This window comes from Moraxella sp. RCAD0137 (assembly GCF_002894025.1).
GTDB classification, from domain to species: Bacteria; Pseudomonadota; Gammaproteobacteria; order Pseudomonadales; family Moraxellaceae; genus Moraxella; species Moraxella porci.
Map to the genome: position 1 here is coordinate 75,344 of NZ_LTCC01000001.1, position 16,406 is coordinate 91,749.

General features: G+C 39.0%; 12 protein-coding genes. 4 read left to right on the plus strand and 8 right to left on the minus strand.

Going from position 1 to position 16,406, the window contains the following annotated elements; genetic code table 11:
- Positions 1–97 precede the first annotated feature (97 nt).
- Positions 98–1,519, plus strand: a complete 1,422-nt coding sequence (locus AZ602_RS00275) for a DUF3482 domain-containing protein (protein WP_103033189.1) — start codon at positions 98–100, stop codon at positions 1,517–1,519.
- Between the two features lie 450 nt (positions 1,520–1,969).
- Here AZ602_RS00275 and AZ602_RS00280 read toward each other — a convergent pair whose 3' ends face one another.
- The 3 genes from AZ602_RS00280 to AZ602_RS09960 are packed head-to-tail and all read right to left on the minus strand — an operon-like array spanning position 1,970 to position 4,760.
- A complete protein-coding gene (locus tag AZ602_RS00280) occupies positions 1,970–2,548 on the minus strand; it encodes a hypothetical protein (RefSeq protein WP_103033190.1) in 579 nt (192 codons plus the stop codon).
- Between the two features lie 48 nt (positions 2,549–2,596).
- Positions 2,597–4,507, minus strand: coding sequence for a hypothetical protein (locus AZ602_RS00285; RefSeq protein ID WP_146025204.1), 1,911 nt, complete (start codon positions 4,505–4,507; stop codon positions 2,597–2,599).
- Positions 4,467–4,760 (minus strand): hypothetical protein, encoded by a 294-nt coding sequence (locus AZ602_RS09960; protein WP_146025205.1) that lies wholly within the window; start codon positions 4,758–4,760, stop codon positions 4,467–4,469. The genes AZ602_RS00285 and AZ602_RS09960 overlap by 41 nt, the downstream gene beginning before the upstream one ends.
- 237 nt (positions 4,761–4,997) lie before the next feature.
- Between AZ602_RS09960 and AZ602_RS00295 the strand changes: the two genes are divergently transcribed.
- The 3 genes from AZ602_RS00295 (at position 4,998) to AZ602_RS00305 (ending at position 7,862) form a co-directional block, all read left to right on the plus strand.
- Positions 4,998–5,291 carry a transposase gene (locus tag AZ602_RS00295; protein WP_078317111.1) on the plus strand — a complete coding sequence of 98 codons (294 nt, stop codon included), beginning with the start codon at positions 4,998–5,000 and terminating at the stop codon, positions 5,289–5,291.
- A 289-nt stretch (positions 5,292–5,580) separates the two neighbouring features.
- Entirely contained in the window at positions 5,581–6,654 is a 1,074-nt protein-coding gene (locus AZ602_RS00300; protein WP_103033193.1) for a DNA cytosine methyltransferase, read from the plus strand.
- Positions 6,645–7,862: a DNA cytosine methyltransferase gene (locus AZ602_RS00305; RefSeq protein ID WP_103033194.1), complete on the plus strand. Its 1,218-nt coding sequence runs from the start codon at positions 6,645–6,647 to the stop codon at positions 7,860–7,862. Before AZ602_RS00300 ends, AZ602_RS00305 begins: the two co-directional genes overlap by 10 nt.
- Positions 7,863–7,904: 42 nt before the next feature.
- On the opposite strand, the gene AZ602_RS00310 is transcribed toward AZ602_RS00305, so the two are convergent.
- From AZ602_RS00310 to AZ602_RS00330, 5 genes are read right to left on the minus strand one after another with little or no spacing between them, the layout of a single operon-like run.
- The gene (locus AZ602_RS00310; RefSeq protein WP_078317108.1) at positions 7,905–9,089 is read right to left on the minus strand and encodes a DNA cytosine methyltransferase; all 1,185 of its coding nucleotides are present in this window, start codon (positions 9,087–9,089) and stop codon (positions 7,905–7,907) included.
- Between the two features lie 15 nt (positions 9,090–9,104).
- Complete coding sequence (locus AZ602_RS00315; protein WP_078317107.1) at positions 9,105–11,216, minus strand: AIPR family protein; 2,112 nt, start codon at positions 11,214–11,216, stop codon at positions 9,105–9,107.
- Positions 11,217–11,239: 23 nt separating this feature from the next.
- Entirely contained in the window at positions 11,240–12,214 is a 975-nt protein-coding gene (locus tag AZ602_RS00320; RefSeq protein ID WP_158077912.1) for a PD-(D/E)XK motif protein, read from the minus strand.
- Positions 12,207–14,906: a Z1 domain-containing protein gene (locus AZ602_RS00325; protein WP_158077911.1), complete on the minus strand. Its 2,700-nt coding sequence runs from the start codon at positions 14,904–14,906 to the stop codon at positions 12,207–12,209. Before AZ602_RS00325 ends, AZ602_RS00320 begins: the two co-directional genes overlap by 8 nt.
- On the minus strand, positions 14,896–16,353 hold the full coding sequence (locus AZ602_RS00330) for an ATP-binding protein (protein WP_103033195.1): 1,458 nt from the start codon (positions 16,351–16,353) through the stop codon (positions 14,896–14,898). The genes AZ602_RS00325 and AZ602_RS00330 overlap by 11 nt, the downstream gene beginning before the upstream one ends.
- Between the last annotated feature and the right edge of the window lie 53 nt (positions 16,354–16,406).

Below are 16,406 nucleotides of genomic sequence, written 5' to 3' on the forward strand. Positions count from 1 at the left end.
CTTTGGCTTTTTTTTCATCTCATAACAAGCTATAATGCCATTATCCAACCCATCCATTCATCAGCTAATAGCGCACATAATCCAAAAAAGCACTTTCATGAAACAAGACATCGCATTCAATGCCAAAACCACCATTTCAGTGATCGGCCACACCAATGTCGGCAAGACCTCACTACTGCGTACATTACTGCGCGACAGCTATTTTGGCGAGGTAAAAAATGCATCAGCGACCACGCGCCATGTCGCCGCTGTGCAGATTTTATCTGATGATGGCAAACCGCTCGTGACTTTACACGACACCCCAGGGCTAGAAGATGCCAGCGGTGTGATGGATTTTATTCAAGACCATACCGATGGCCGTGCTGATGGTGTCGAGCGGCTGCAGACATTTTTAGGGGCAGTGGCGGAACATGATAGTAATCTGGACGGTGATTTTAGTCAAGAGGCCAAAGTCATCAAAAGCCTTATTGATGCAGACATCGCCATCTATGTCATTGACGCGCGTGAGCCTGTATTGTCCAAATATAAAGATGAGCTGGCGATTTTGGCCAGTTCGGGTACGCCGATTTTACCTGTGTTTAATTTCATTCATCAAGGCCAAGATAATCTGGAGCTCTGGCGCGAGATGCTATCGCGCAGAGCGTTGCACATTGCGTGCAGTTTTGATACCGTGGCTTTTGACTTTGATAATGAAATGCAGTTATGGATGCACTTGGCCACTTTGTCAAACCAAGATCCTGCCATCGTTCAGCTGATCAATGAGCGGCGAGCAGCTTGGCAAAATCTATTAGAGTCTGGCAGTCAAATGATTGCGGATTTTTTGGTGAATGTGGCAAGCTTTAGTCAAAAAATCGATGAAAAAGATGATCCAGCGCCGACGCTTAGCCGTATGCAAAATGCAGTGCGTCAGGCCGAAAGTATTCTGCACGAACGCCTGTTAACGCAGTATCGTTTTTATAATGAATCTGTGAGCGGTGATTTGCCAACCATCAGCGGTGAGACGCTCGATATCTTTGATGGCGATCTGCTTAGTCGCTATGGTATCCGAACCGCAGGCGGCAGCGTGACAGGGATGTTGATTGGTGCTGGCATCGACGCTGCCACGCTTGGCGCAAGTCTGGGTCTGGGTACAGCGATCGGTGGTGTGCTTGGTGGCATCCTGCCAAATACAGGCGCGATCAAAGACAAAGCCATGGGTGTGCAGACGCTTAGCATCGATCAGGCCACTGTAACACTGATCGCCGCTCGCGCGCAGAGTCTGCATCATCATCTGCGTCATCGCGGTCATGCCAGCTTATCGGCCATCACCGCTGATGGCACCACCCTGCCATGGCAAAGCGATAAACTGCCTTCTGCCATCCGCAAGGCGCGCGCTCATCCTGAGTATTCTAGCCTGTCAGGCAGCTATGATGACAAAGCAAACTTAAGAAGTGATCTGGCCGATGATTTGGCAGAGTTATTGGTGGCGCATGTGGAGAGTTTGGGGAGTGAGGGATACTCGCGCGTGTCTTTAAATTAGTATATAGAGTTATTTTTTTAAATTATTTAAATTCTTAATTATTTATTTTAACATTTAATTATTTATTTCGTTATTAGAAATATTTAGAATTCATACGTTTGGAAATAAATAGGTTAATGGCTGTAACTACAACTGCCAAGACGGTTAGGAATATACATATAGTGCTACAGCTAGCGTCTTTTAATGAATAGCAAGTAAGAGTGTTGGCACCACTTTATTGTTTGATTTATGCGTTTTGGTGACATTGTCCTTGTTATTTTTGGCTGAGCTATCAATAATATAGCACTATTTGGGTGTTTGTTGTCCACATGATCAGTTCTGTTACCGATCCTTTAGTGTTGATTGGGAGGCATCAAACACCCTGATGGAACTTTAATATTGGAAATTTGCTGAGTATACCTGTAATAGTACGCTAATTATTACTCAGAGTTGTAGTGATCCGATATTAGGTTATTCATCATCTTCGTACTCCTCATCAGGATCTGTGTGGGTATCCCAATACAAGACCTTAGGTGGCTGGTAGCCCATGTGGTCAAGGATATAACGGATTTCCTCAAAGCCTTCACCGGCACCATCATAACCTTTGTTCTTGGTGATTTGCTGTTTTGGATCATAATCAGTTAAGTCTAGGGCTTCTGCTTGCTCCATGTTCATGATGATTTCACGAGTGAATGGATTGATAGGAACTCCCATCATTCGACCCTCACCAGGGCCTGTGTTCATCACTTGGAACGTAAACATGGTATCACAGCCCATGACACCAAACATACCATTTTCGTACACACCATTGCAGTTCCAAATTGGCAGCTCTTTTGACAATAGGAAGCTTGAATCAAAGCATGCGCCGCCCACGACAGGGCAATAGCCCCATTTTTCAGCGATGTAGGTCAGCATTGGTAGATACTGCTTGATCATCAGTTGCTGTTCAGCAAGAGGTCGTTTAACAACACAATTACCATCTTTTTCTCGGTAAATGACAGGGTAGCCATCAATTTCAGTTGGACGGTTAGGGTTATCGATCAGACGCATAAGGTTTCTCCTTTGGTTAATAATTGCGTTTGTTAGTTAGTTAATTAATCACTTATCTTTGCTCAAAAATGACCATTCGATGGTTTCTTCAAGCACAGGGACAACTTCTTCTGGTTTTTCACCGGACAAAACATCATCATCGTCTAACATGATTAGGGTGGTGATGACATCCGCACCGTAGAATACGCCAGATGGCTGAACTGGTCTTTGAGAAGTGGCGCGACGCGCATCTTCTTCATTCGTACGAACTGGGCGATACCATGGCAAGTGACGAAGGTCTTGGGTTAAAAAGAAAGCTTGCTCTTCAATCAGTTTAGTATGAACTTTCTCTCTGCCATTGATAAAGTCTAGGAAACCATCTACTTCTTCTTCTTGACGAGTGAAGAAGTCCTCAATACCATGGAATACACTTTCAATCACTTGCATCAATTCACCGTGGGTCAATCTTACCCCTAAAGGCAGTATGACCTCTCGATTGATTTTTTCTTGGTACACGCTTTCTAAGGTTGGTTTTTCTGTGTCAAAGTAAACTTCAACGTCACCATTGATGCGCTCAACCATAGCTTGATAGTGTTCTTTTAGTTTCTCAGCAAACTTGACTGGACCGATCTCATTAAGCTCTTCAAGTTCTTCAAGCACAAAATCAGCGATGTCTTTATTGTTGTAGTCATACAAAGTAGCTCTTTCAACATGTTCATAAGACAACAGATCATCCCTTACCAACCCAGTGCTTTGTGTTGCATCCTCTACACCTGGATCAAACTCACCTCGCACATAACCCGTAAAATCTCTGGCTTTTCGCATAGCCAAGGTAGGGAATTTGATTTTAGAGCGAGCTTTTAGACGCTCCGCAATTTCTTCCTCAGATGGTTTTTCATAGATTTCGTATTCATCGTCCTCTTGAGTCTTGTCTGATGAAAGGTTATCCCGCCACTCAAATGGAAGTTTTTTAAGTTGACCAATGCCACCAAACCAACTTGCAGGGTAGTTAAACAAATAATCCAAGTTTTCAGGTTCACCACAAACAGTGTGTAGTGGTCTGTAATTTTTTACCCCGCGATTCATTGTAGCATCCAACACTAGGGCAAGATACAATGCATCTTTAATCATAGCAAGGTCATAAGCATGCATCAAACCTGATCGGGCTTCACCAGTAGTCGACCACAAAGCGCCACGCCCAAACACGCGAGCAGCGCGATCTGAGCGTTTAACCATAACATGCTTGAAGAAAGTTTCCGCAGGCGCGTGGGGAATGATATGATCATCCCATGCTGGAATCGTCCAAGCGTCTTCTGGATAGTAACAGCTTTCATCAATGTAGTTTTTCAGCTCATAGTTATTCATGTTCTTATCATAATCCGCAGGGATATGATTTTTTCTCAAAATTCTGCGCAGAATGATTGATTTATTGCGAATACGAGCGTTATCAGCAATCGTCTCTTCAAAACCTCGCCCAACATCAGCACCATCATAGAAGTGGTTAAACTCAGCAAATTGCTCTTCAGTGCTAAATCTGCCAAGGGCGTTTGGTAGAAGCGCCCACAAAGCAGGGATGTTGTTATCAGCATTCAACATAGGGATGAGAAGCTCATTTACTGCCCACAAGCATGCGGCACGCTGTACTGTATTCAAGCCAACATAGAAGCTTGGAGCGTTTTGCACGCGGTTTAAATCGTATTTATAAACCGACCATTCAGTCTCTTTAAGGCCGTCTTCGGTTTTCTCTTTGGTGAGTTCATGCAAGTAGAAATCACCATTAAAATGACCCTCGGGGCTGCTATAAGGCAGTTTGGAATCTTTTGCTAAGCAGTTGGCGATATGCTTGTCATTCAATGGGATGGCAACAGATTTGATGTTTGCATGAAGTGGCCAGAACCATTGTTCTTCATAGATAGGGTGATATGCCCCAAAGAAGCCGCTACACTGGGCGTGCAAATGCACGGTAGGTTTGCCCATCATGCATTAGTCGCTCATGCAGGTCAGCGAAATCAGTTGTCGTATCCCAATAGGAACGACCACGGTCCTCATAGAAGTCTTGGATGAAGCCGACAAGATGCTTGTATTTCGTCATCGTGCGTTGTTCAGCTTGAGCCCAAATAGGGGTCTCAACATTCAATCTATTAGAGAAGCGAAAGAACAGGGGGTTGAAGCCTTTTTCAAGTTCTTTGGCGTTCAGATTCAACGGAAGATGATTATTTTTCTCGGAAGACATAAATTAATCCTTAAATTAAGATTTAAAAACAAGGTTGTTTCTATGGGATATAGTATCATTCAAATGCTGAACCGTAAAGCGTTATTGGCTGCCCTAAAATTAAAAACGCCTTTGGCGTTGTTGTAGAGCATAACGCGGTTGTTAACATTGTGAACTTATCAGGGGCTGTCTGCACTAGCCCAACACCCCAAACACCCCATAAGAGGTTATACCACCCCAAACTAGAAGTAATCTCTCATGACAAAACAGCGTAAGCAGTACAGCACTGAGTTCAAACTAGAGATGTTCAAACTCATAGAAGAACAAAATCAGCGTGTTGTTGATGCTGCTAAGCAATATGATATCGGTAAATCGACTTTAGAAAACTGGCTTAAACGTTATCGTCTTGAACTTCAAGGTAAGCCATTGCCCACAGGTCATGCCTCAACACCAGAACAACTTCGTAAAGAAAATGCCCAGCTAAGACTTGAGCGAGACATCTTAAAAAAGGCATCCGCTCTATTAACTCAAGACAGCTTACTATTCCGCTAATAGAGCAATTGATGGTGCAAAACAGTGAGCTGACCACCAAAGCTCTGACCATGGCTTATACATACGCTTTAAACCAACTGGTGTGTTATTTCATTCAGATCAAGGCACTCATTACACCAGTCGTGCGTTTGCTGATGTTGTTGCTAGATGTAAGAGATGACACACAGCATGATTAGAAAAGGCAATTACTGGGATATGTTTGGCGGAAATAGCTTGATTTCTTTGTTAAAAATTCAAAAATCTGATAAAATATTGGATTTTAATTCTTGTTTGTTGGTATACTTTTCTAATGAGAAACAAGCCTACTGTAATTGATATGTTTTCGGGTTGTGGCGGTCTTTCAAGAGGCTTTATAGATGCAGGTTATGAAGTACTGCTCGGTGTTGATTTTGACGAGATGGCACTAAAAACATTCGAAAGAAATCACGAAGGAGCCATTGCGCTCAAAGGTGATTTATTTAAGGATGAAACTATTGATGAAATGGCTGAGGTGATCAACCATCGTTCAGTGGATGTTATTATTGGAGGACCACCTTGCCAAGGCTTTTCTTTGACAGGTAAGCGCCAAGAGGATGATGATCGTAATATATTGTTTTACAGCATGGTTAAAGCTGTTGAGTGCTTTCAACCCAAAGCGTTTGTACTGGAAAATGTCCCTAGCTTAGCCACTTTGTATCAAGGCAAAGCAAAAACAGCTATTTTGGAAGAATTTGGTAAACTGGGCTACACTATCAATTTCCAGGTCCTTTATGCACCTGATTACGGCGTTCCTCAAATTAGAAAGCGTATTTTCTTTGTTGGTTTAAAAGATGGTGCAAGCTTTGAATTCCCAGAGCCTGTGCACGCACCAGAAAACTATGTGACTTGCGAGCAAGCTATTGGTGATTTACCGAGTTTGCAAGATAGTGTTGGTCAAGCGATTGCCAAATACAACTCCCCTGCCACTTCAGAATACCAAAAGAAAATGCGTGCTAATTCGCCCACACTTCTAAATCATGTAGGTACAGTGCATACCGATCATGTGATTTCAGTCATCAGACAGGTTCCCGAAGGTGGTAATCACAAAGACCTACCACCAGGCGTTGGTGATAGTCGCAAGTTTAATGAAGCCTGGACTCGCTATCACAGCAAAAAACCATCTCGGACAATCGACACAGGACATAGAAACCATTTTCACTACAAATGGGATCGTGTACCCACTGTGCGTGAAAATGCTCGTTTGCAAAGTTTTCCTGATGATTTTGAATTTATTGGCAATAAAACTCAGCAGTATAAACAAGTGGGTAATGCCGTCCCACCCCTGCTCGGCTACCATCTTGCTAAAAAATTAAAACCTTATTTGGATAATCAAGTATGCCTTTAAATTATATTGATTTATTTGCAGGATGTGGTGGTTTATCTGAAGGTTTTCATAAAAACCCAAATTATAATTTCATCGCTGCGGTAGAATGGGAAAAAGATCCTGCAAGCACTTTAATCCATCGACTAAAAACCAAATGGCAAGATGCTAATGCCGAAGAAAAAGTACTGCGTTTTGATATTCAACGCACAGACGAGTTATTCAATGGTTGGGAGAATGATGAAGAGTACGGTACACATCATGGCTTAAATACCGTGGTTGGCAATCAGACAATTGATTTAATTATCGGTGGACCGCCATGCCAAGCATACTCAATGGCTGGCAGAGCTCAAGATGGCAACAATATGAAAGATGATTACCGCAATTATCTTTTTGAAAGTTACATCAAAGTCGTTGATAAATATCAGCCCAAACTCTTTGTCTTTGAAAATGTGGTTGGTTTATTGTCAGCTCAACCCAAAGATATACCTGTGACTGAACTAATCCGAAAAGAATTTGACAAACACGGCTATGCGATTATTTCTGATCTAAAAAAGCATGCTTTGCAAGATCTAACAGAATTTGGCGTACCCCAAAATCGCAAACGAGTAATTATTGTTGGAATAAGAAAAGACTTAGTCTTAGACAGTGAAAGTGTTTTGACTAATTTTTATCAGAATATTCTTCCAAATTATCACGCACCAAAGAAGACGGTATACGAAGCAATTGGGGATTTGCCAAAATTACTACCTGTGAACGAATATAAGGTAGGTTCTAAAAAATATTCGCACACGCCATTTGAAACTGGTATTAACGCTCACAATCCAAGGTATCACAACTCAATTGATATTGCGATATTTAAAATATTGGCAAGTGATATCGAGTCAGGACGCAAGGAATATCTTACAACAAAAAGTCTACAAAAGCTATATCTAGATTTTCGAGGTAGGAGCTCATCCGTACACAAGTATTATGTGCTTAGACAGAATGAACAAAGCAACACCATCCCTGCACACTTAAATAAGGATGGGTTGCGACATATCCATTATGACTCAAAACAAGCCAGATCAATTACTGTTAGAGAAGCGGCAAGATTACAAACTTTTGATGATGACTTTGAGTTTATGTGTTCGGCGGGGTCAAATTACAAGATGATTGGTAATGCAGTGCCTCCGCAATTTTCCAAGGCGCTTGCACAAGCTATTTTAGACTTATCAGCAAATTTGGAGTAACCAATATAGTCCAAATAAGGTTACGTCTTATAGCTAGAATTTTTAGCCCTCAGCATACTGGGCAATATCCAATTCTCGCAAAATAGCAATTAAAACATCAACTACAATACTATTGCCTGCTTGGCGATACATTTGTGTATCGCTCACATTGATTTTAAAACTATCTGGAAAGCCCATTAGTCGCAAACACTCTCTCGGGGTGAGCTTTCTAATTCTTCCATGTAAATGGGTGACATAATTATCGACCCCCGCTCTGTGCATTTTATGCATGCTTTGTAGCAACGTTCTTGCAACCGGTAAATCCGTTTTAGGCCTAGCTTTATATAATTTTGTCCCATGAGCTAAAACATACTTTTTAACACTGTCAGATAAATAATATTTTTCCTCCACATCCTTGACATTAAATACAAATGAATCAGCTTTATCTACAATATCAAACACAAAGTCGCCATGCCAATTAAATTGCTGATTTGCCTTTTGACATAATGCAACTTTACCATTTATCTGGGTGTAGCATTTGTTTTTATTTAATGAGCTAGTTACAAACTTAATACCTTTTTCACTTAGATAGTATTTACTATGCGTATAATCTTCCAAAAAATCTTGCATTGTATATTTTAAAACAATAGGTTTTGGAAATAAAAACCCTTGGGTGCGCCTCTTACGAAACCCAATAACAAATAATCGATTTCTATTTTGTGGAATGCCATAATCTTTACTATTCAATAACTGTGAGTAGATATCATAGCCCAACTCTTTGAAAGCACTCTGAACAATCCTCCATGTATTACCACCATCATGATTCAAAAGACCTTTAACATTTTCAAATATAAAAATTTTAGGTTTGGATTCTTTAACTACTCGGGCAAATTCATAAAATAAAGTACCTCTTGCATCCTCCAAGCCCAATCTTTTGCCAGCAATAGAAAATGCTTGGCATGGACTTCCACCAACCAAAAGATCTACCCCATAACGAAAAGGCTTGGCATTAAAATTCCTAATGTCATCATGCCACCTATCTTCACTAATCCTATAATTACTCAAATAGCTAATCTTGACAAATGGATCAATATCTCCCGCAAACTCAATACTGTGATTAATATTCAGGCGCAATAATGCTTGTTCAAGCGCACCAATGCCACTAAAGACAGTTCCAACCCTTAGCTTGCTAGGACTGCGGCAACTTAAATCGTCAACAAATTGATAATCATTTAGAGATTCTGTCATCTTACAAGCACCTTATCAGCTATTAAAAATAGATTGATTCTTGCTGTACTTTAAATAATCCTGCTCATATTTTTCAATTAAACCACTTAAAATAATACATTGTTTAAGTGATAGGTCTCGTGCCTGCCTACTCGCTGTTTGCAAAACACCTTCTTCAATCCTTGATAGATCAACTCTTGATTGGCAATATTCTAAAAATCCAAACCAAAAAGTCTTTCCATAGCTATTAATTTTTTCAACCAACTGAATATCTTGATTTCTTTTTTCCAATACGCCTCTCTCGCTAGTCGCTTTCTCAATATCCTCCAAGTCTAACAATTCTTTTTTGAATTGCTCTGAAATACAAGACTCGAGTGCATCTTTATAACTACCCGTTATCTGCGCCCAACAACCATCCTTCTTTGCCCATTCTGAAATATTACTAGTCGTACGACTTGGGTGATCAGTATTTAGCAAAATATCATTTACAGCCTTTGACAAAGTAATAAGCATGCTTTCAAATGCTTGGGAAATTTCATGATTTTTCCAAATTTGCTGATAGTTTATCTCTTTTTTGTTCCGCTTCAGGTGCCACGCAACAAAAGCAAGAGTGTAAATAACGATGTTGGCTCGATATCCATTGGTATACCACGGTTGAGTTTGCACGATTCGCTCCGTACGTTTAAAAATTATCGCACGGGCAATCACTTTTTTATAATAATCTTCATTGATTGAATTTTGAAACTCTTTCTTTTTCCAATTTTTCAAAATTTCCTCGGTGAATTTCACAAAATTCTTTTGCGCACCCATGTTTACCCATTTTGGCTCATTAAAATCCCAAACCATCATATATTTTGCCAAATCAGTTTTGTTGAATAATTGACTTTTTGGATATTTTATCTTGTTAAGCCTTGTGTCTTTTTGTAGCATCTCGTTATATTGACCACGAGACCGTTCATAAAACCATTGGGTTTGCCGATATGCGGTAGCTTGCACAACTGGAGCCCATATTCTTCTTGATAATTCCTCAAGTTTAACATGATAAGGATGGTTTGCAGATAGATCGGAGGCATTTACTTTGTTTTGAGTGTTGGCATATTGTGAGATTTTTGCTACCAAATCCTCATCAGTTAAATCACTGTTAATGATCGACAATTTCATTTGCACATAAATTCTAGATAAATCAGCCCCGTCTTTTAATTTGGCCCTTGCCAAAGAAACGGTTGTTTGTCCGCCATTAACAATCTGAAGATCCACTAGTTTGGTAATCTTCAAGACGCCACCAATATCTTCAACTTCCACAGAAGATGCCGTTGCTGTAATACCGTTATTATAAGCAAAAAAATACTCCGGCTGATCCAAAATTGTTCTACGAATTCCTTTATTCACCCCGCCTTTTGCTTGCAAAAAACTTCTCACATTTTGTTCCAACAATCTTGCTCCATGATCATTATACAGATCTGCCAAAACCCCGCCTGGAACAACTACCAAGTACGAGCGCATCTTCTCAGTTAAATTGGATGCATCCAAACAAGCTAACGCTGAATCATATCTATCAACAAAATCTATCTCGATAGCCTCTCTACTCTTAGAGGCATTTCTTAAATTTGCCCAGCGAGAAATATCCCAAAAATGATATTTGATATTTATCCCGTCAATCTCTACACGCAAGAAATCCTTAAATTTCTCACTGGTTGCTCTTTCGCTAATAAAGAATAAATTAACTTCATCAATATTTTCTTTATAATCCTCAATGTATTCTGCAATGCGATATGCAGAGTTTGACTCATCAATTTTTTGATATAATTCATTATTCAATGATTCAGTAAAAAATTTTAGAAGTCGCTTGAAATATAAATCGACATCCGTCTTGCCTATTCTTTCCAAACCATCCCTCTGCTCATAATCTGTAATAAAAAGATCAATTCTGACCGAATCACTCTCTTCATTCTCTTCGATGTCAAAACCATGTATATGAGCACCGTTATATGAGGGGTTGTTGCAGTCATTAAAAGCCTGGATATCGCCGATATCAATCAAATCCGAGGTGATTAAATCCAAAAAAGCCAACTGCTGATAGCTACCGTTTGCTGAAGCCTTTACAGAGGTCTCACTTTTAATCATTGAGAAAAATTCATTTAAATCCATATTGAACCTCGAATATCTATAACCTAATTTAAAGCATACAGCCCATTAATACAAATTGAGCTTTTAAACTGCTCAATCTTGTCGATTTCAATGCCATATTTTACATTTACCACGCCATCAGGTATTGCACCACTAGTTAGCTTCGGAAATCCATCACTTGCCAAATATGAACCAACTTTTCGAATTTGATATTTTAAATCATCATATTTTTCATTTTTTAAATAGCCTACCTCTAGCAACTTTTCATGTAGAATTAATTTACTAGACGAACTTAATAAATCCTCCAAATTTTCAACAAGTTGATTCAAGCTAACACCTGCATTTAGCATATCGCATTTAGTGACCGCATAAACCATTATATATAACTTCTCAACACTTGCTTGCAACTGATCCAAAGATGAGATGGTAATAACTTTTTTATCCATATTTCCAATAGATTTTATTTCCACGACCTCGTTTTCAAAAATAAAATCTTGTTGTAGTCTCTCTGGTCCACGCCATGACTCCACAACATATGAAGAAAATTCTTTGTTGTATTCAATTAAATCATGCATAAATTGCAATTCTGCAATCAATCCTTGAATTTTTTCCTCTGATAAAATACCTTTTCTTGATTGCATGAATCTTTGCCAATTTTTTAGATTGTTTAATAATTTGGCAACAAATAAGTCCTCATTGTTTTCAGAAACACACTCAGACAAAAGAATAAATAGGATATAGTCAAATATATCCAACATTTCCGCATTCAAGAGCTTAATATTGAGCAAAAACAATCCGCCTTCACTCTTTGCTAAATCAATTTTCATCGAGTTAATATTGAGATTAAGACTTCTCAGTAACATTAACGGATTTTTGCTTAACGATATTAAACACCGATAAGCTCCATCAAAATCTTTCGCGATATAAATATCAAAATTTGATGTTTCAAAAATTCTGCGGACGCTTAGCTTATCCTGCGCTGGTATCGCCAAGCTCGACCAAGGAAAGTATTTATTCATAATCCTCTCCCACCAAGTCCTCTTCATTGCCAGAGTCTAACAAGCTATTTATATAGGGACCATTTGCCAAAATTGTAGTAACCGTGGTATTGTTATCACCGTATGGAAAACTAAGGGCGATTGTTGGAACGCACTCAAGAGTGCTAGTATCATTAAGTCCATCAATACTCTTAATTTTTACTAGATACAGCAACAAAAGTGGCTTTTGTCTAGCACGTCTATAGCGAGCAGCTCGATTTTTTTCTTCACCATTCTCCAATTGATCCAAATCTAAACCGTGTTTTTCATCTTCCTGCCCGCCAACACGAGCTTTATTTAGCCGATAGAATGGCTCGCCTTTATCATAGGCTTTGCGTTCAATGCAATTAAAGTCAGCAAACGTTGTAATGTCAGATGTTTTATTTTTGGTAATAAATGTTACATCCATTTTTGGATACTTAGATTGTATTTTATCAAGGTATTCAATCGACTTTTGAAAGTGTAGTACATTCAAATCACTAAATCCAGGATTGAATTTTTCCAAAAAATCTACCACGATGGATGTGTCCACACCCTGAAATACATCCGCCTGCTTGGTCTCCAATGGTTTTCTTAAGTTTTGTTTCACCAAGCCATCCCAAAGTCGCTCAAACAAATCCAAGTTCGCTTTCTGAACACCCAAATCTTTAGTAAGCTGGTGTAACTCTTTTAGCTGACCGGCAAAAGATAACGACAATTCAATCTTCTGACCTCGTCTTGATTTATTTTTGGCAGTAACCATCAAGCCTTCTTCGCTTGACTGCACATAAAGCCCAAAGTCCTTTGGTGTCAGAGACATTTGATTCATACTAGCCACCTGATCCTTTAGATTCTGGCTAGCGTTTGCAATGTGTTGGTACCAAAAATACGCCTCCTCTGTCATAAAGATTCGGCACAAATCCTCGTAACCCGGTCGATAACCAAACCATCTACCCATTTGTAGTAAAGTATCATACATTTTGGTGCTTCGATAAAAATAACTAGTCGTCAAGCCCTCAATTGTCAGTCCACGAGATAGGCTAAAACCACCGATGGTAATAGCCATCAGTCCCTTGCCAATCTTTTTATAATCGTTATAGTCCAAGGCATCTTGAGACTTACTATTTACAACAAATGTTTTGAAGCTATAGTCTTTTGGAGAATCACCAAACATGTGAATTAACTCCACAAGCACTTCTTTCCAATGGAATAACTCTTCATCGGTCTTGGTATCATTTAAGAAATATTCATTGTAGCACTGGTGCAGTTGCTTAATTACTTCTGAACTCTTTTCAATATCGGGTAATTGCCCATTAATAATCAATTCTTTACGAATGTCATCAACATATGAATCCACATGATTTTTGATTTGATTTTGAACATTGACAAATGTTGAAACATTTATCAACATGGAGCAATGATCATTCGACTGACCTCTCAAATTTCTTATCGCTTTCGTGATTAAAAAACTTTGAATAGCTAATTTTAAAGATTGTGGCAGATCTGTCACTTTTAGTGTTTTTTTATGCCCTTTGGGAAAAAACCGATCGACCTCATATGGATCGAGTATCGAGATATGCTCCGACCCATCCCCATCTTTTAAAAATATTTTTTGCGGTCCAAAATAATTGGTTGGCGGACTCAATGAATAAATAAAATCTTTTGGAAATAAATCTTCTAAGGTTTCAGAGTTATACGCATCAGGGTCGATAAAGATGTTTGCAAATGGAGTCGCTGTATAACCAACATAACAGCTTTGGCGAAAAATATGTAGGATTTTTCTAAGGTAACTATTGGTTCTAGTTGGATCATCGCCAATTTGACTGGTGTTAATTGAAGCGTTGTCAGACTCATCATCAATCATAAGCATGGGAATGTCAATTTTATCGTCATGTCTATTTTTACTATACTTAGTTAGCCAAGTATATAAACTCTTCAGTGTATTGGTATTTTTCTTGATGACTAGCACAACAGGAGAGCGGGAGATGAGATCGCCGAGATTTGCTTGCATTTGATTGGCAAATCTACTATTAAAATCATCCTCCTGCGTGGTAAAAGAAATAGGATGTGGATGCTGTGGATTTAATTTGGCAACACCAATGGGCTTAACGCCCCCAATCTGCGCCTTAAGACTTTCTCTACCAATAAATCCCTCATCTACACGCTGCTGTGTTTGTTTTCTTAGGTTATTGTGGATGCCAGCAATGATGATAATAAATCGATAACCTGCATCTGCAGCCTTGGTGACTAAAGACAAATAGTTACCAGTTTTTCCTGATTGCACATCGCCAACCACCAAACCTCGTCTTTGAAATGATGTTGAGCTTAATGGATCTCCCAAAAGGCCTAATATTTCATCATTTACTTTAGATATTGTGTTGACAATTATTGGTGCCATACCTTTATGTTTTAAGAACTGCTCATAGCCATTGCTATAAATTTTATCCTCAGATAAAATTCTCTCGGGCCAATTTTTGTTATGTTCAGAAGTTGAATCTGTAATGACATCACCAACACTCATCGAGCAACTTAGCACTGATTCAATATGTCGGACAATAACATCAACAGAACCCTCATAGCCATAAACAGCGACAAATTGATTGGTCTTTTCCACAATTGCTTCACCAGTTGGTGATTTGCCATCAAAAAACGTAACTACGCTATTTGCGATACTTTGCTGAATGTCATTTAACATATTCATGCACCCATTTAATAAGTTGATTCTCAAAACCTAAAAAAAGACCTGTCTGCTTGCACGCTTCTAGCAACTTTTTCTCATCACTATCTATAGCAAAAATATCTGCAATTTGCAAGAATTTATTATGCAGAGATATTAAATCCACTGAATTTTCCGATGTACCAGTAATGGCTTTTGGTGCAGATGACATATCGGCATAAATCGATTCCACAGGTAGCGCTCGACTAAAAACATCCAAAATTAAAGACCACTGGCTCTTTTGAGAAGTATTGAGTGTCTTCTCAAATTCTTGAATAATTGGGTAATTTCTATTTATGGCATAAGTTATATATCCGTCATTAACAAGCCTTTCCCATGGTCTGTTTATTTGTGAAAGCGAGCGAGCGGTTCTTGCACCATAAATACGTTTGCTTGCCCCTGCTATTCTTTCAATAATTTCAATTAGTCTTTGTCTAACTGCAGATGGTGGAGACACTTTTGACTTCTTAACATCTATTTGCCATTCTGCATCCAGGGTATTGTCAAAGTGTATTTCAATTCGAGCAAGTTTTGTAGATTCACTTTTTTTAATCAATCGAAACCAATCTCCCCAGACCATTAGCCGGCCATTTCGATACACATAAAACCCTTGATTATTCAATAAATCGCTTTTATTTTTCAGATATTCTTCCTCGTCTTTTTTAAGCCACTTATGATGAGGAAGAATGTGGGTATGGATTGTCACTGCAGAGTCACCCACTTTTACTTTTTCCACTGGATGATTTTGCGTATTATGATTCTTAAGAAGAAAAGGGTCGACAGGATTAATCTTATTGCAATTCAAAGAAATCTCCAACTTATCGCCTTGAAGTCCAGACAAAAAGCGATGAAACACCAATGCAATATGATCTCTCAAGTTGTTTAATGTGTCATTTAAATACTTTGGGTTGTTATTTTTATCAAAGACTCTATCCACTTCCCTCCAAATAACTATTGTACCATGTGGTTCAACTAGCTTAACTAGATCATCATCAAGGTTAATATCTTTTGGTTCCCTAATCTGTAAAAGCCACTTCCCTTGATTGATCACATGATCTAAGTTCCATTCAACACAGTTAATTTCCTTATTTTTGGAAGTCAATACGATCAATCGTCTAGCTTGCGAAAAAGTAGCAGTTTTTAAACCCAATCCAAAGCGCCCTAAGTCGCTCTCCTTGCGAACCTCATTGGGGCCGATATAAGCAAAACGCATAGCTTCATAAAGCTCATCTTTGGACATTCCGATGCCATTGTCCGCTATGATTAGCTCAGGATTTTCACTACTTGTAAATCGAATTTCAATTTTTGATGCTTGTGCCGCTATGCTGTTGTCAATAATATCTGCAACGGCAGTATTGAGATTGTATCCAATATCTCGCAATGATTGGATGATAGAGGATGCTTTGGGCTCAAGTAGTTTTTCCATAACCAACTCCCCGAGAATTAAAAAAAATTATATAAATAATGTTATCTTATTTC